Below are 16,148 nucleotides of genomic sequence, written 5' to 3'. Positions count from 1 at the left end.
TCCTTGTACCCGGAAAGGAGCGGCACGCATGGACATGTCCGCCGGCGAGCTCGTAGAGCGCCAAAAACAATACTTCGACAGCGGGATTACGAAAGACGTCCGCTTCCGTCTCGATATGCTGCAGAAGCTGCGGGAAACGATACGAGGGGCCGAAGATCGTATATACGAAGCGCTCCATGCCGATCTGAACAAACCGAAAGCGGAATCGTACGGCACGGAAATCGGCATTGTATTGCACGAGATCGGGTTCGCCCTGAAGCATGCGAATCGATGGGCCAAGCCTAAGAAGGTGAAGCCGGGGTTCGCGGTAGGCGGCAAAAGCTTCATTATGCCGGAGCCGTACGGCACGGCGCTGATCATCTCGCCTTGGAACTATCCCGTCAATCTCACATTCGCTCCGCTGATTGCGGCTATGGCGGCGGGAAATACGGCTGTACTGAAGCCTTCCGAGTTAACGCCGACCGTATCGGCTCTTATAGCCGCATTGGTGCGGGATAACTTCGAACCCCGGTACATCGCGGTCGTGGAGGGAGGTCCGGACGTCAACGCAGAGCTGCTGGAACAGCCGTTCGACTGCATGTTCTTCACGGGAAGTACGCACGTCGGTCAGATCGTGGCCGAAGCTGCGGCGAAGAAGCTCATTCCCGTGACGCTGGAGCTGGGCGGCAAAAGCCCGTGCATCGTACACCGCGATGCCGACCTGAAGCTGGCCGCGAGAAGAATCGTCTACGGAAAATTTACGAACGGCGGACAAACGTGCGTCGCCCCCGATTATTTGCTCGTACACCGGGATGTGAAGCAGGAGCTGCTCGACCGGATGCGGCACGAAATCGAACGGTTCTTCGGCAAAACCCCTGTCCGCAATCCGAATATAACGAAAATCGTGAACGAGCGGCATTTCGTCCGGTTGAAACGATATATGCAGGAAGGGACGATCGTAATCGGGGGCGAAACGGACCCGCTGCTGATGCGAATCGCGCCGACGGTCATGGAGAATGTGCAGCCGGAAGCCCGGGTCATGCGCGAGGAAATATTCGGACCGATATTGCCGGTACTCGAATATGGCGATCTCGACGAAGCGATCCGGTTCGTGCTGGACAAGCCGAAGCCGCTGGCGTTGTATTTGTTCGCCGAGGACCGCACCGTCCAGCAGCGCGTATTGTCGCGGGTTTCGTTCGGGGGAGGCTGCATCAACGATACGCTGCTCCATCTGGCTAACCCATATTTGCCGTTCGGCGGCGTCGGCGATAGCGGGACGGGCAGCTATCACGGGGAATTCGGCTTCCGTGCTTTTTCCCATTACAAGAGCGTACTGAAGCAGACGACCGCCTTCGATATCCCGTTCCGCTATCCAACGTCCAAGATCGGCTATCGCTTCATGCGCAGATTTATGAAGTAAGGAGGGGAAAGGAAGATGAGCATGAAGGGGAAAATTTACGAACCGGGACAAAAGTGGGAAGGTGAGCTCGAATACGTCTCCATCTTTCCAAGAAAAGACGGGAAATGGCTCGTTTCGCGTCACGCCGAGCGGGATACGTGGGAGTTTGCCGGAGGACGCATCGAATCGGGGGAGACACCGGAGGAAGCGGCGCACCGGGAGCTGTTCGAAGAAACCGGAACGCTGCGCTGCAAGCTGACGCCCTTATCGGTTTACTCGGTCATTCACGATGACCGCCCGGAAAGCTTCGGGATGCTGTATTACGCGGAGATCGAAGAAATCGGCCCGCTGCCGCCTTACGAGATCGCCGAGGTCGAATGGGTCGAAGAGATACCGTCCAGGCTGACGTATCCGTCGATTTATCCGCCGCTCATCGCCAAAGTTCTTGAATATTTGAAGTAAACGTTTTAATTAAAGACTATTTATGGACACGCTCCGTCCGTGCCTTCGGTTGTCTGCCCACCCGATTTGTAATAGACTATAAATGAGATGCGGCATGCTTTACGCGACTTAGGAACTTTAACGGAATAACGTACCTGCTCTCTGACGACCGGGACTTGCCGGTCCACAAAGCGCCGTTCGTCAGTCAGGGCGAAATTCCGTTAAAGTTCCTTACTAACTGCCGTATCACGGGAGGAACGTCATGAGCGCGCATGTGCTGCGTTTCAAGGATCAACTGTCGGACGATTTCCAGTTCAAGTTCATTCGGCATAAGGGAAGCAAGATGATTCAAAAGCTCCATATGCACGATTACATTCAAATTGCCTATGTCGTCCGGGGAGTAGGCATGCATCATTTTTGCGATAAAACGCTTACCGTCGGCAAAGGCGATCTATTCATCATTCCGCCGTGGCGGGCGCATTGCCTCAATACGATCGATGACAAAGAATTCGAGTTCGTGCTGCTTGATTTCATGCCGGCTTTTCTCGGGGACCATTTGAAGCCGTTTTCAAGGTCGTTGTTCCAGCACGTCGTCGAATACGAGAAGACGGGCACCGCCTCCGAATGGCTTCAGCCATGGCTGCACATTTCCCAAGACAAGCAGCTTCTGGTCGAGCAGCTGCTGGAGGATATTCAGGAGGAAGTCGAGGACAGGGAAGAAGGCTACGAATTCTCGGTGCAGATTAACGTCGTCAAGCTGCTCATTCTGATCGACAGGGAATTCCGCAAAACGGAACGGCAGCGTCAGATGGCCGCCGGACAGCGCTCCCAGCAGCATCAGTTCCAAGACGTGGTCCGCTATATTCACGAAAATTACGGGCAGGATATTCCGCTCGAGCAGGGCGCGGTCATCGCCAATATGACGCCGGCCTACTTCAGTCATCTGTTCAAGAAAGCGACAGGCCAGACGTTCGTCGAATATATGCACGAGGTCCGCATCGAACGGGCCAAGGAGCTGATCCGGATCGGCGCCCATACGATGACGCAAATTTGTTTTCAGGTCGGCTTCCGCCATCTGAGCCATTTTATCCGGACGTTCAAGAAGCGGACGGGCATGACGCCTACGGACTACAAAAAGTCGACGCTCAATAACTAAAAATAAATCAACGGAATCATAAAAATAGTGCAAGCGACAACAACCGTTACACGGTATATTTAGACGTGTGTAGCGGTTTGTTCACGTTTTCCGAGAAAATCAGAACCTACAACAGCAACTACAAGGATACTAAAGGAGTCGAAACGAATGAGCATCTTAAAGGTGGGTATTATCGGTCAAGGCCGAAGCGGCCGGAACATTCACGGCAATTTGTTGGTCCGTTTGGGAGACAAGTACAAAATTACGGCGATCGCCGACGGCTTGGAAGAACGCCGCACCCGCGCTGAGAGCGAATATGGCTGCAAAGCATACGCGACTTACGAAGAAATGGTTGCAAACGAACAGCTTGATCTTGTCGTAAACGCGTCCCCTAGCGATTTGCACTTCCCGATCTCGCTGGACCTGTTGAATAAAGGCGTCAACGTATTGTGCGAGAAGCCGCTGGCCAAATCGCCGGACGAAGTGGATCAACTGATCGCGGCCGCGGAGAAAAACGGCAAAGTGCTCGCCGTTTTCCAACAATCCCGCTATATGCCGGCATTTGTGAAAATTCGCGAAATTATCGAATCCGGCGTACTCGGCCGGGTCGTACAGGTTGACTTCACGAACAACGGCTTTGCCCGCCGCTGGGACTGGCAGACGCTGCAATCGAACAACGGGGGCAACCTGCTGAATACGGGCCCGCATCCGGTCGACCAAGCGCTGCAATTGTTCGGAACGGACATTATGCCGCAAATCACTTGTATTATGGACCGTGCCAATACGTTCGGCGACGCCGAAGACTATGTCAAAATCATTATGCGCGGACAAGGCCGTCCGACGATCGACTTGGAAATTTCGTCCTGCTCCGCCTACTCGAGACCCCAGTTCACGGTACAAGGAACGAACGGCGGCTTGACGGGCAACACGAGCAAGCTGCAATGGAAATATTTCAAGCCGGAAGAAGCGCCGGTTCAAGAGCTGATCCGGACGCCTCTGTTCAACGCCAACGGCGAACCCGCTTATTGCAGCGAGAAGCTGACCTGGTACGAAGATTCGTGGCAGTTCGAAGCGACGGAAGGGCTCACGATGTTCGACCAGAACACGGCATCGGTTTACAACATGCTGCACAAAACGCTTACGACCGGAGCGCCTCTCGAAATCACGCCGCAGCAAGTACGTCAGCAAATGGCGGTCATGGAAGAATGCCGTCGTCAAAACCCGCATATTTACGCGAACGGTTAATGTACAAGAAGCCTTCGTCCCGGAACCGGGCGGAGGCTTCTTCTTCATTCGGATGCTGCGCGATGCCGCCGGACTTTCCGTTAATATGTACCTAAGTTCGTTAACAGTGAACTTCATTGCGCTGTTAGGCCCATTTAGTACCGGTTGCCGCCAATACTGAACCTGATGTTACTATTACTGAACTTATGTTTGCTAATAATAAAATTTGGTTCATTATTTATCGCCAATCGCTATTTAGGCCTGAATTAGCGAATTGAAGTTCACAAATAGTAAAATGCAGTTCGCTAGTCCGATTCGCTAGTGTAAACCGAGGCGATTACGCCGGAATTCTGTACTTTGGTCTAATTCTTCATGGAGAAGCATCAACAGCCTTCAAATAAGCACGAACCTCGCGCGGAGTCCGGAACACGACTACGTCCTGACTATGCCGGATTCGCTCCAGCTTGTCCAGCAGCTTCGGCCGGTTGCGCTTCCGGAAATGCCAAATCCATTTGAGGAAGGCAAGGTCGATTTCCCGGATCCGGCGCAGCCGATGACGATCACCCTGCGTAGAGTGTGAAAGTTGTCCGCATTCATTTTTGTTTGCGAAAGTCATCCGTCAGTATACCGGCAAATCCCCAGTTCTCGTCCTCGATTTCTAGGATGACGATGTGCGTATGCTCGGGTTTCTTCCCCAGCACGTTTACCAGCGTAGCGGTAAATTGTTCTACGATTTGCTTCTTCTGCTCCCGGGTAGCCCCTTTAGTAATTTGCAGATTAATATACGGCATCATCCATAGCCTCCATTCAGTTCACATCGCCAATGTAACAAGGTCCGTTCGTTCCGGCCTCCATCATGCCGCTCAGCGTCTGAGGGTATACCCGGATTTTATGCAGCCGGGCTATGTCGATCCATTCCGCGCCGACTTGGTCGGGATCGGGGTTGCTGCCGTTAAATCCCGAGATGTTCGTCGAAACGAGTTCGCACCGAAAGTAAAATTCCACTTGATGAATGTCGGCATCCCATTGTGCAAACTCGTGATGTTTCCCGATATACTCCCTCACATGAAGCAGTTCGCCCACTTCCACTTGCTGCCCGATTTCTTCCAGACACTCGCGGACGACCGCCGCATTCAAGCTTTCTCCGGCTTCCTGACCGCCCCCGGGAAACAAGTAAAAATAACCGTCCCGATCTTTGTTTTTCGTCAGCAATACCATGCCGTCGCGTACAATGACCGCTTTAGCGGAATTTCGAATCGGTTTCATGAGATGAGCTCCTTCAACATAAACTTAAGCCTTTCACATAAGCTTGCGCCTTGGATTTGGGCATCGGCGGGAGGCAGACGACGGTGAGCGAGCCCGACGGGATTTCCGTAAGCCCTCCGTCATGAATCGGGTAGAAGCCGTGTTCGGTCAGCTTTTCCAAATTTCCGGTCGTACCTTTCAATACAATTTTCTTCATCCCGCCGCGGTACCATTCCGCGAACCATTGCAAAAACTCGGGGGAAGGGAAGCGGGAATCGTCCCCTCTCAATAAATCGATCGCAGCCACCGTTGCGGCATGGGCGGCTTGTGCCGCCATTTTACCGGGGGACATGGACAGCTCGCGGTTCACGACATAATATTGAACGATTTCCTCGGTCACGGCGTTGTCTCCTTTCCATTCCAATCGTACACACACCGTAATTTATACCATATTATGGAGCCTGTGTAATTTTGTCAAGTCTGCTTCCCGTCAATCTTGGCCGTACAAAGCCGACATAAAGACGGACATCGTCCGATTGATGGCAGCATGATTCGTTTCGGCATCGGCTTCATTGAAATGAAGCGGTACGTCGCAAAAAGACATATGGCCGGTACCGGGGATGCTTACGATAGAGCGGAGGCCGGACAGCGAGGAAGCGAGCTTTTCGTATCCGGTTATAAAGGGCTCGAGCAGCTCGGCGGACATCCGGCCCTGAAGCTCGTCCCGCGAAATAAGCTGCTGACGCATAAGAAGCACCGGCTTCGTGATCGGTCCGCCATCAAGTTCGGGGATCAGATGGAAGCTCGGGTCCATCAATACGGCGCAGCGAATGCGCGGATCATTCCGAAGTACGGCGACGGCAGCGGCGCCACCGAGAGAATGGCCGACGACGCCGATCCGGGACATGTCGAATAAGCTTTGCAATTCGCAGCTGCAAGCGGATTCTTCGATCCGGTTCAACCGCTCCAGCTCGTTAAGGACGAAGCGCAAGTCAGCCGTACGGGCATTCAGCAATTCGTTCCATTTGGCGAAATCGTCATTGCGAATGGAAGATACTTCATTTGCTTGCGGTAAGAACCTTCCGTCCGGGAATACGGTAAATATCGATTCATGTGTCGATCCGACCGCCACAACGATAAACCCGTCGTTTACAAGCTGCAATATGTTATAGTTGTACATATCTTTCACGACGCCATACGCAGGGCTATACAGCATAACCGGTAAACGTGCCAATGTTCGCTTCGGAGAAGCATCCGGAATGATTCCCGACTCCATTTGTTTCAGATGGTCGGGATCGACTCCCATTCCGGATAAAGTCCGAAGCGCTTTGTCCGCTGCCGGAGCGAATAAGTCGGCATAGCCGATCGTTCGAGCGGACTCGGACACGGGCTCGGCTTCGATCGGATAATAAATACTTATCACGATACTGCGCTCGGATTCGGTCCCGAACGGCTCAGGCCTCGATCGATCCCGCAGCTCGCGAATGATACGTCCTGCCTTCATTCCATCATCTCCTTAATAGAAGAAAACATAGCACAACGCGACGCGATTGACCACGGAAAAAATAGTTAGGGTCATCTCCGGATTGCCGGCCTCCATATTTATTTTCCGCTCGATGTGCTATCATATTGTACGATCGAACTTGTTAACTCATATGGAAAGTGGAAGTGGCGCGATATGAAACAGAAGCAGAGCCGTACGACATTCAAGGATCGATTGGACCATATGGTCAAGTCGCTGAGACATGAAATCGCCTCCGGCAAATATAAGGTCGGAGAATATATTCCGGCGGAAGCGCAGCTGGTCGAAACGTTTTCGTTAAGCATCAATTCGGTGAGAAAAGGGTTGGAGGAGCTTGTTGAGGAAGGAATCCTCGTCAAGAAACCGAAGATAGGCAATATGGTAGCAGGGCTGCCGCCGTCGGAATGCGTAACGATTACGTTCGGCTGCCATCTCAGCATGGAGCGAATCGCCGACTTGAGCCAATTGCTGCGTATGTTTGAAGCCAAGCATCCTCATATCAAAGTGGTTCCGGTGAGGCTGTCCAATTTGAACTATAACGATATTGTAAAAGATTACATGAACAACGGCATGCTCGACGTGGCTACGATCCGGGAGACCGAAATACAGCTCTATGCGGAGCGGGGACAGCTTGATCTATTGGAGCCGGCGGCTGCGTATCCGGGAACATACCCGTTCCTGATGAACCCGTTTTCGCGGGAAGGCGTTCTTTATGCCAGCCCCTTTGCTTTTTCACCGGTTATTTTGTGCTATAACCGGGATCATTTCGTGGGCAAGGGACTGCCCGAGCCGGATAGCGGCTGGAGCTGGAGCGATCTCGTTAACGCCGCCTCGCAATTGACCGAGCTTCCCGGCCGGTACGGACTTTACTTCAACCATTTGTCCGAGCACCGTTGGCCGGTGTTTTTGCTGCAAAGCGGGGCGAAATTCGAACGGGGTGCCGACGGGAAGCTGAAGCTGGGCGGAACGAAGCTGCTGGAGGCGATCCGCGAATGCAAATCGGTCGTCGCCAACCGGGGACTTTTTCCTCTGTACATGGAAGAGCACGATCTCGGGACGGAGACGTTGTTCCTCGAGGAGAAAGTGTCCGTCGTCATGACCACCTACTTCAAATTGAATCATTTGCGCAAAGCCGGCTTTCCTTTTGAAATTGCTCCGGTCCCCCATCTTGACGAGCAAAGAACGATCATGCTCGCGATCGGGCTCGCGGTAAATCGGCGTTCGAAGAAAAAAGAGGCGGCCAAGGCGCTCGTCCGCTTCCTGACGTCGGAGGAGGCGCAGCTGCATATGCGCAAGCATACGCTGTCCATTCCCGGCTTGAAGAAAGCGGCGGAATGGATCGGGGAGGAGAACGTTTACCGTCCGTCCCGGTTCAATATGTACCGGGAAATCATCCCGACCTTCCGAATGCTTGCCGATCTGGGACTGTCGGCGGATGAGCTGGACAAGCTTCATCGGGAGCTGAAATTGTATTGGTCGGATATCGTCGACGAACCGGCGTTGTGCGATCGTATCGAAACGGTGCTGTAAATTTTCGCAATCGGGATGATGGCCGCTGGCCGGCGTCCCGATTTTTTTTGTAATTACAGACAAATTCATATTGACACATTATTAGTTCATAAATATTATTAATATGAGTTAGATGTGAAATAAAAGTAGGAAAGGCGGCTCTTGTTGGAATTGGCAATTTCGAAGCGGCATTTTGAAAAGGAGGGTTCCGAAACGCATGTTATGAAAGCGCTTAAACGTCAATGAAGCGAGAAAACGGAAGAAAGGTGTGGCAATATGATTTCATTTAAGAAAACAAAAAGCTTTTTAATAGGCTCCCTTGTCTTTTTGCTCGGTCTCGTCGTTGTGGCCGGGGAAACCGGCGCGGAAAGCACGAATCCGACGGTACTTGCGATCGCCAATCCCGGATTCGAACAGCCTGCGGCCGGCGGGGTCATTCCGGGCTGGAAACAAACGTACGGAGTCGGGGTGGCGGCGGTCACGTACGGAATTTCAAATACGGCGAAATATAGCGGAGACTACAGCCTTTATTTAAATGACAATTCCGCGACTGCCGCACTCGGGGTGGATAGCGACAAATTTCCCGTCACAGGCGGAACCGGCTATTCGGCTTCAGCCATGTTTATGGTGGAACGGGGCAAGCTGGCTATCTATTTGCAATTTTTCAATCAAGCCGGTACCCGCATATCGAATACGCTTGCAGCCATAGATCCGACGGGCGGCGGTTGGACCAGGGGAAGCGTATCCGGAATTGCCCCGGCGGAGGCTGTAACCGCATCCGTATTGCTATACTCCTCGTCGGCGGATTTGGGAGCCGGTTACATCGACGATGTGAAAGTGGAGGTGAATCCGATCGGCACTTTCGACAACTTGGGGCAGCCTATCGTCAATTTCATTAATCAAGGTAGCGCGATCGGCAAAGAGCAAGGCAAGGACGTGGCCTACTCGGTAGTTATGGGGGCGGGCGGCACTACTGTATTTGCAGTCACCGACATGTCGACCGCCAAGGTGATCAAAACGATTCCGGTGCCGGGCGCGACCGGAGCATGGGCGTTAAAGGCGGCAAGCGACGGAACGATCTACATAGGCACGAATTCCAACGGTCGCCTGTACAAGTATATTCCCGGCAGCGCCGCTCTGACCGACCTCGGCCGTTTGGGCCAGGAGACGCATATTTTCTCGATGGCGGCCGGTGTGGACGGCAAAATGTATATGGGGACGTATCCGAACGCCCACGTGTATGAATACGATCCCGTCGCAAACCGGGTCAACGACCTCGGAAAGGCTCATTCCGATCAAAATTATGTGGATTCCTTGGCGTATGATCCCGTCCGGAATGCGCTTTATGCCGGGCTGGGAAGAGAGACGCCTAGACTTGTCCGAATCGATCTCGACACTGGGAACAAGACGGAGCTGCTGGAGCGGCTGCTGCCGAACAACTATACCGCCTACGATTCGGTTTTCAACATGGGGTACGGCCTCGGCAAGCTGTTTATTCGGCTGAGCAAGCCCGATCATTTGCTCATTATCGATACTGCTTCGGAAACCGTCGAATATTACGATCCGGCCGCAAATTTGGGGCTTGGCTCGAAAAGCGTGGCGTTACTGCCGGGCGACTCGAACAACGTATATTTCGGCGGACAAATTCTTCGATCGTACAATGTTTCCACTCGCACGTTTACCGACGTATTCGCGAACGCTTCGGCAAGAGCGTTCAATTTCCAGGATGCCAAGTTCGTTCAATTGGACGATCCGCAGCGGCCGGGCTATACGTTGATCGCTTCCGGAGAAAAAGGGCAAATTATGTATTACAACATGCAGTCCGGAACGTTGTCTACTTCGAAGGTCGATAATTACGGAGCTCCCATCATCATCCAAAGCTTGCATACCGGATTTGACGGGAACATTTACATCGGAGGTTACTTGGGGGCAAGCGGGTTTAATTCGTACCGGCCTCAGGACGGAACGTTCACGGACATTCAGGAATTCGGCCAGGTCGAATCGGTAGCGAGCTTGAATAACAAGCTGTACATCGGAACATACGGTAACGCAAGAGTATATGAATACGATCCGGCAGTTCCTTGGTCGGCCGCGAATCCGAGAAGAATAGCCGAGATGGTCAAGGATGGGCAAGATCGTCCGTTCGCGATCGTCAGCGCGGAAACGCTCGGCAAGCTGTACATCGGATCGGTGCCCGATTACGGTTCCCACAGCGGGGCATTGACCGTCCATGACGTCGCAGCGCGGAAAACTCAAGTGTTTAAAGATATCGTGCATAATCAAGGTGTCGTATCACTCGTTTACAAGGACGGCTATGTCTACGGCGGGACGACGATTTTCGGTGGGCTCGGCACGAGCGGACCGACGGAATCGGAAGGCAAGCTGTTTGTATTCGATACGGCGACGAATACGAAAGTGTTCGAAATGACCCCGGTCCCCGGACGCAAAGTCGTCAGCGGATTGCTGGCCGGACCGGACGGCATGATTTGGGGAGTTGCCGAGGACCATATTTTCAAATTCGATCCGAATACCCGGCAAATCGTCTATAAAGCGGCCAAATTGGGACGCTACGGCTCGTTTACGGTTTGGGTAGACGCTTTCCTGGAGCTGGGAACGGACGGCAACGTATATGGAACGAACCGGCAAAAGACGTTTTTCATGATCAAGCCGGAAACGATGGAGTTCGTGACGATCAAAAGCGGAGCGGGCAATTATTTGACGCAAGATTTGTACGGCAACCTCTACATGGCAAACGATGCGACTTTATGGAAATATACGCTGCCGGCGGATGAGCAGACGATCGCGGGTTTCCTGGAGCGGGCCGGCCAAAACGAACAATTATCGGTTCCGGTACGCTCGCAGCTGACGAATTCGCTGCGCCAGGCGGTGCACCAGCATGATACTGGACATCGGGACCAAGCGATGAAGCATTTGCAAGACTTTTTGAAGCATCTTCATAACAAGGCTTTCGATTCGTCCATCCCGGCGACAGTCAAGTGGCCTCTGGATCAGCAGATCAGAACGTTGATGGCGAAGTGGGAGCGGAATTGACGATTTGACCTGCAAAACCAAAACCCGTCATGCATCGGTTCGATGCCGTGACGGGTTTTTAGTTCATTTGTGAGTTTATAAATTCCGGGCTCCCCGCTAAGTAATTGGAATAAGCGTCGAAGAAAGGCTCCACTTTGTGGGATTTACAAATTCGGAATTTGCCAATCGATCTCGCCTAGACCGCGTTCCCGCAGAAAGCCGTTTGCTTTCGAGAACGGGCGGCTGCCGAAAAATCCCCGGTATGACGACAAGGGGCTCGGGTGTACGGAACGGATAATGAAGTGCCGCTTCGTATCGATATGCTGCATTTTTTGCTGGGCCGGACTGCCCCACAGGATGAATACGACCGGCTTCTCCCGCTCGTTCAACAGCGCGATGACGCGGTCGGTGAACGACTCCCAGCCTTTGCCGCGATGCGAGTTGGCGTTATGCGCCTGGACTGTCAGTACGGTGTTGAGCAGCAGCACGCCCTGCTCGGCCCATTTGACGAGATGGCCGTTGTTCGGGATATAGCAGCCCAAATCGTCGTGCAGCTCTTTGAAAATGTTTTGCAAAGACGGCGGAGCGGGAACGCCCGGTTTGACGGAGAAGCTGAGCCCGTGCGCTTGTCCCGGACCGTGATACGGGTCTTGACCGAGGATGACGACCTTCGTCTGATCGTATCCGGTCAAGTGCAGCGCCGAATAAATGTCGTGCATATCAGGGTAGACGTGACGGCTGCGGTATTCGTTAGCAAGAAAGCCGCGCAGCTCCGAATAGTAAGGTTTGGCGAATTCCGGCTCCAGCAGCGGAGCCCAGTCGTTTTGCAATTGGACGGCCATGAGGGTTCGTTCTCTCCCGTGTATGTATGTTTTCTAGTATTTTATCATAGAATCGCGGCAGCATGACAGCATATCGGTTCTCGGATTGCAGCAGGGCCTCTTGCTCCATCCGCTTTGCTTTCTTTCGGGCGCCGAAATGGTATAATGGGATTCAACCGCAGTACCGCATGAAAACATTAGAAAAGGAGTGATCCGATGAGCGCGCAAAATGAACGATACGAGCGGGCTACTTTTGCCGGCGGCTGTTTCTGGTGCATGGTGAAGCCGTTCGATAAACAGCCGGGAATCGTGAAGGTCGAGTCGGGTTATACCGGAGGCCACGTGGCGAACCCGACCTACGAGCAAGTGTGCTCGGATACGACGGGACATATAGAAGCGGTGCAGATTACGTTCGATCCTGAAGTTTTTTCTTACGAGAAGCTGGTCGATCTGTATTGGCAGCAAATCGATCCGACGGACGCGGGAGGTCAGTTCGCGGACCGGGGCCATTCGTATACGACGGCAATTTTCGTTCATAGCGAAGAGCAGCGGCGAATTGCCGAGCAATCGAAGCGACGTTTGGGCGAAAGCGGCGTATTCCGCAAACCGATCGTCACTCCGATCTTGGACGCCAAGCCTTTCTACCCGGCCGAAGATTACCATCAAGGCTATTACAAAACGAACCCGGTCCGATACCAGGCGTATTATGTCGGCTCCGGGCGTGCTGATTTTCTGAAAAGGCATTGGAAGGACAGCTCGCGCGAGGAGCAGCTGAGAAGCCGCCTGACGCCGATCCAGTTCGAAGTAACGCAAAACAACGGAACCGAGCCTCCGTTTCGCAACCCGTTCTGGGACCATAAGGAAGAGGGCGTTTACGTCGATATCGTATCGGGCGAACCGCTCTTCAGCTCGCTGGACAAATTCGATTCGGGTTGCGGCTGGCCGTCGTTCACGAAGCCGCTCGAAGGCGAACAAGTTACCGAGCACGTGGACGTCAGCCATAACATGATCCGGACGGAAGTGCGGAGCAAGGATGCCGATTCGCATCTCGGACACGTATTCGAGGATGGCCCGCAGCCTACCGGTCTGCGGTACTGCATCAACTCGGCAGCGCTCCGGTTCGTTCCGAAGGATAAGCTGGAGGAGGAGGGCTTAGGCCGGTTCCGCTCCTTGTTCGATAAGTAAATATAGGGGCGGGGGAGAACATAAGAATCTTTCCCGCCTCTTATTTTGGTTGAAAGCAACAGTTGTTATTTCGTAATGAACCACCGATCCGAACCCCGAACCTCGGACACGAACCCCGATCCCACCCGCATTCACCCCCTGCCATATGCTAATCCGTCGCGAACGCTTCGAAATCGGCCCGATCGAGCCAGCATGAAACGGGTATGAAATCCATATACATGAGGTGTAACGCTTGTCAAGATCGAGGTGATGACGATGAGCGGCACCCCACCGCTATCATTGGAACGTTCCACGTTCAAGGTGACCGGCATGACTTGCGCAGCCTGCGCCGCACGGATCGAGAAGTCGCTGGGCCGCATGGATGGAATTGACGGCGTAGCGGTCAATTTGGCCATGGAGCGCATGTCCGTAGCGTTCGACCGGCAAAAGGTCGGCATACCGCAAATCGGCGAGAAGGTGCGCCAGCTCGGATACGGCATGCAGCCGATAGGGAAAGAGGAAGGCGGCAACGGACGGGACGGGGACGAGGAGCGGAACCGGCTGCGGAACCGGTTTCTGCTGTCCGCGCTCTTCACGCTGCCGCTGTTATGGACGATGTTCGGCCATTGGTCGTTCACGTCCGGCGTATGGATGCCGGAGCTGTTTATGGACCCGTGGTTTCAGTTCGCGATGGCCGCTCCGGTCCAGTTTTGGTTAGGCATGCAGTTTTATGTCGGCGCCTATCGCGCGCTGCGCGGCCGAACCGCGAATATGGACGTACTCATCGCGCTAAGCACGTCTGTCGCTTTTTTCTACAGCCATTATTTGACCGTTACGACCGCCTCGGGACATGGAGCGATGCATGGGACGACCGGTCACGAAGGGCACGTTCCGCTATATTACGAGACCAGCGCCATGATCATTACCATCGTGCATTTGGGCAAATGGCTGGAGGCGCTCGCGAAGAAGCGGACATTGACGGCGATCCGCCGTCTGCACGAGCTTCAGGCGAAGACGGTAACGCTGCAAACCGCCTCCGGAGAAAATCAAGTGCCGCTCGAACAGGTGAAGGCGGGAGATACGGTCCTGATCCGGCCGGGGGAGAAAATACCCGTGGACGGCAGAGTAATTGCCGGAAGCTCCATAATTGACGAAGCTGCCGTTACCGGGGAGACGGCTCCGGCCGACAAGCGGGCGGGGGATCTGGTCATAGCCGGGACGATCAACAAGACGGGAGCGCTTCGCGTCTATGCGATGGCGGTCGGTGACCAATCGACGGTCGCAAAGATGGTTCGTCTGCTGGAAGAAGCCCAAAGCTCCAAGCCGTCGATCCAAAGGGTGGCCGACCGTATCGCCTCCGTGTTCGTCCCGGTCATCGTCGCGCTCGCTGCCGCAACGTTCGCCTACTGGTGGTATTTGGCCGAATCCGCCGACGAGTCGATGGCCCTCCTGCGTGCCATTTCCGTGCTCGTCATCGCATGTCCATGCGCGATCGGTCTTGCTACGCCGACTTCCGTGCTGGTCGGAACGGGCAGAGCGGCTCAGCAAGGCATCCTGTTCAAGGAAGGCCGGCATTTGGAGCAGATGCACCGGATCGATACCGTCATTCTCGATAAAACCGGCACGATTACGGACGGGAAGCCGAAACTGATCGAGCTGAGCACCGGATCCGGAACGCGGGAGGACCTGCTTCGAATGGCCGCGGCGGCCGAGTGGAGCTCCGAGCATCCGCTCTCCCAGGCTATCGTAGCGGCCGCCGTTCGAGAAGGGTTGGACGTTCCGCAGGCGACGCTTTTTGAAGCGATTCCCGGGTACGGTGTCAAAGCGTTGGCGGATGGCCGCGAAATATACGTCGGTACGAGACAGCTGCTGCAGCAGCAGGGCATCGCCGCACTCGAAGATCCGGAGAGAATCGGGAAGCTGGAGGCGAAGCGGATGTCCGTCCTGTTCGCCGCGATAGACGGCCGGTATGCCGGATTTCTCGCCCTGCAGGACAGTATTCCGCAAACTTCGAAGGAAGCGGTCAAACGGCTCGGCCGCCTCGGCCTCGACGTTATCATGATGACCGGCGACAATGAACGGACGGCGAAAGCGATCGCAGCCGAGATGGGGATCCGGCAAGTGTACGCCAACGTGCTGCCGGAAGGAAAAGTGGCGATCGTGCGCAAGCTTCAGCAGAGCGGCCGCAAGGTCGCCATGGTCGGCGACGGCTTGAACGATGCGGCCGCTCTCGGTGCCGCCGATATCGGGATCGCCGTCGGTTCGGGTACGGATATGGCGATCGAAGCGGCCGATGTTACGCTGCTCAAGCGCAATTTGACCGGCGTGGCGGAGTCGGTCCGGATCGGCCGCAAGACGATCGCGAATATAAGGCAAAATTTGCTGTTCGCTCTTATTTATAACGTGTTGGCGATACCGTTCGCGGCGACGGGAGTACTCGAGCCGTGGATGGCCGGGACGGCGATGACGTTAAGCTCGATTTCCGTCGTCTGTAACGCACTTCGTCTGCACCGGGCGATATGAGGGCCGGCCTTTAGAGGCTGGTCCTTTTTTTGTTTTTCAGAAATGACAAATATATGAAAAATTTGCGGTAAAAAGGGAGGCTCCAGCAGGAAAAGTCGATTTGTCAGAGAATGTATCGATATGCAGGATAGACGGCCTAGATCGATAATCGTCGTC

At 54.2% G+C, this 16,148-nt stretch carries 14 protein-coding genes; 8 read left to right on the top strand and 6 right to left on the bottom strand.

The window, feature by feature from the left end; translation table 11 throughout:
• The first annotated feature begins 28 nt into the window (after positions 1-28).
• From FE783_RS06755 to FE783_RS06740, 4 genes are all read left to right on the top strand, one after another.
• The gene (locus FE783_RS06755) at positions 29-1,399 is read left to right on the top strand and encodes an aldehyde dehydrogenase (protein ID WP_138878579.1); all 1,371 of its coding nucleotides are present in this window, start codon (positions 29-31) and stop codon (positions 1,397-1,399) included.
• Between the two features lie 15 nt (positions 1,400-1,414).
• Positions 1,415-1,840 carry an NUDIX hydrolase gene (locus FE783_RS06750; protein WP_138878578.1) on the top strand — a complete coding sequence of 142 codons (426 nt, stop codon included), beginning with the start codon at positions 1,415-1,417 and terminating at the stop codon, positions 1,838-1,840.
• A 241-nt stretch (positions 1,841-2,081) separates the two neighbouring features.
• Positions 2,082-2,975, top strand: a complete 894-nt coding sequence (locus FE783_RS06745; protein ID WP_138878577.1) for an AraC family transcriptional regulator — start codon at positions 2,082-2,084, stop codon at positions 2,973-2,975.
• A gap of 147 nt (positions 2,976-3,122) precedes the next feature.
• A complete protein-coding gene (locus tag FE783_RS06740; RefSeq protein ID WP_138878576.1) occupies positions 3,123-4,199 on the top strand; it encodes a Gfo/Idh/MocA family protein in 1,077 nt (358 codons plus the stop codon).
• Between the two features lie 349 nt (positions 4,200-4,548).
• Here FE783_RS06740 and FE783_RS06735 read toward each other — a convergent pair whose 3' ends face one another.
• The 5 genes from FE783_RS06735 to FE783_RS06715 form a co-directional block, all read right to left on the bottom strand.
• Entirely contained in the window at positions 4,549-4,794 is a 246-nt protein-coding gene (locus FE783_RS06735; protein ID WP_138878575.1) for a P-loop NTPase family protein, read from the bottom strand.
• Positions 4,772-4,972 (bottom strand): tautomerase family protein, encoded by a 201-nt coding sequence (locus FE783_RS06730; RefSeq protein ID WP_238402894.1) that lies wholly within the window; start codon positions 4,970-4,972, stop codon positions 4,772-4,774. The genes FE783_RS06735 and FE783_RS06730 overlap by 23 nt, the downstream gene beginning before the upstream one ends.
• A 13-nt stretch (positions 4,973-4,985) precedes the next feature.
• A complete protein-coding gene (locus FE783_RS06725; RefSeq protein WP_138878574.1) occupies positions 4,986-5,444 on the bottom strand; it encodes an NUDIX domain-containing protein in 459 nt (152 codons plus the stop codon).
• 13 nt (positions 5,445-5,457) lie between these two features.
• Positions 5,458-5,823: an aminoacyl-tRNA hydrolase gene (locus tag FE783_RS06720; RefSeq protein ID WP_138878573.1), complete on the bottom strand. Its 366-nt coding sequence runs from the start codon at positions 5,821-5,823 to the stop codon at positions 5,458-5,460.
• 90 nt (positions 5,824-5,913) lie between these two features.
• A complete protein-coding gene (locus FE783_RS06715; protein ID WP_138878572.1) occupies positions 5,914-6,927 on the bottom strand; it encodes an alpha/beta hydrolase family protein in 1,014 nt (337 codons plus the stop codon).
• A 174-nt stretch (positions 6,928-7,101) separates the two neighbouring features.
• Between FE783_RS06715 and FE783_RS06710 the strand changes: the two genes are divergently transcribed.
• Both FE783_RS06710 and FE783_RS06705 read left to right on the top strand, forming a co-directional pair.
• Entirely contained in the window at positions 7,102-8,475 is a 1,374-nt protein-coding gene (locus tag FE783_RS06710; RefSeq protein ID WP_138878571.1) for an extracellular solute-binding protein, read from the top strand.
• A gap of 255 nt (positions 8,476-8,730) precedes the next feature.
• Positions 8,731-11,505, top strand: coding sequence for an FIMAH domain-containing protein (locus FE783_RS06705; protein ID WP_138878570.1), 2,775 nt, complete (start codon positions 8,731-8,733; stop codon positions 11,503-11,505).
• A 143-nt stretch (positions 11,506-11,648) separates the two neighbouring features.
• Here FE783_RS06705 and FE783_RS06700 read toward each other — a convergent pair whose 3' ends face one another.
• A complete protein-coding gene (locus tag FE783_RS06700) occupies positions 11,649-12,326 on the bottom strand; it encodes a uracil-DNA glycosylase (RefSeq protein ID WP_138878569.1) in 678 nt (225 codons plus the stop codon).
• 195 nt (positions 12,327-12,521) lie between these two features.
• Here FE783_RS06700 and msrA point away from each other — a divergent pair, with 195 nt between their 5' ends.
• Both msrA and FE783_RS06690 read left to right on the top strand, forming a co-directional pair.
• Complete coding sequence (gene msrA, locus FE783_RS06695; protein WP_138878568.1) at positions 12,522-13,490, top strand: peptide-methionine (S)-S-oxide reductase MsrA; 969 nt, start codon at positions 12,522-12,524, stop codon at positions 13,488-13,490.
• A gap of 255 nt (positions 13,491-13,745) precedes the next feature.
• On the top strand, positions 13,746-15,992 hold the full coding sequence (locus tag FE783_RS06690; protein ID WP_138878567.1) for a heavy metal translocating P-type ATPase: 2,247 nt from the start codon (positions 13,746-13,748) through the stop codon (positions 15,990-15,992).
• Positions 15,993-16,148: the final 156 nt, after the last annotated feature.

The sequence above is a fragment of the Paenibacillus mesophilus genome (assembly GCF_005938385.1).
Lineage (GTDB): Bacteria > Bacillota > Bacilli > Paenibacillales > NBRC-103111 > Paenibacillus_AB > Paenibacillus_AB mesophilus.
The sequence above is the reverse complement of the archived record's forward strand: the minus strand, read 5'-3'. Positions and strand labels throughout refer to the sequence as shown.

What these genes read in the sequence shown, in the direction of transcription:
- FE783_RS06755 (WP_138878579.1), top strand. Translation starts at nt 29, where the DNA reads ATGGACATGTCCGCCGGCGAGCTCGTAGAGCGCCAAAAACAATACTTC.
- FE783_RS06750 (WP_138878578.1), top strand. Translation starts at nt 1,415, where the DNA reads ATGAGCATGAAGGGGAAAATTTACGAACCGGGACAAAAGTGGGAAGGT.
- FE783_RS06745 (WP_138878577.1), top strand. Translation starts at nt 2,082, where the DNA reads ATGAGCGCGCATGTGCTGCGTTTCAAGGATCAACTGTCGGACGATTTC.
- FE783_RS06740 (WP_138878576.1), top strand. Translation starts at nt 3,123, where the DNA reads ATGAGCATCTTAAAGGTGGGTATTATCGGTCAAGGCCGAAGCGGCCGG.
- FE783_RS06735 (WP_138878575.1), bottom strand. Translation starts at nt 4,794, where the DNA reads ATGACTTTCGCAAACAAAAATGAATGCGGACAACTTTCACACTCTACG.
- FE783_RS06730 (WP_238402894.1), bottom strand. Translation starts at nt 4,972, where the DNA reads ATGATGCCGTATATTAATCTGCAAATTACTAAAGGGGCTACCCGGGAG.
- FE783_RS06725 (WP_138878574.1), bottom strand. Translation starts at nt 5,444, where the DNA reads ATGAAACCGATTCGAAATTCCGCTAAAGCGGTCATTGTACGCGACGGC.
- FE783_RS06715 (WP_138878572.1), bottom strand. Translation starts at nt 6,927, where the DNA reads ATGAAGGCAGGACGTATCATTCGCGAGCTGCGGGATCGATCGAGGCCT.
- FE783_RS06710 (WP_138878571.1), top strand. Translation starts at nt 7,102, where the DNA reads ATGAAACAGAAGCAGAGCCGTACGACATTCAAGGATCGATTGGACCAT.
- FE783_RS06705 (WP_138878570.1), top strand. Translation starts at nt 8,731, where the DNA reads ATGATTTCATTTAAGAAAACAAAAAGCTTTTTAATAGGCTCCCTTGTC.
- FE783_RS06700 (WP_138878569.1), bottom strand. Translation starts at nt 12,326, where the DNA reads ATGGCCGTCCAATTGCAAAACGACTGGGCTCCGCTGCTGGAGCCGGAA.
- msrA (WP_138878568.1), top strand. Translation starts at nt 12,522, where the DNA reads ATGAGCGCGCAAAATGAACGATACGAGCGGGCTACTTTTGCCGGCGGC.
- FE783_RS06690 (WP_138878567.1), top strand. Translation starts at nt 13,746, where the DNA reads ATGAGCGGCACCCCACCGCTATCATTGGAACGTTCCACGTTCAAGGTG.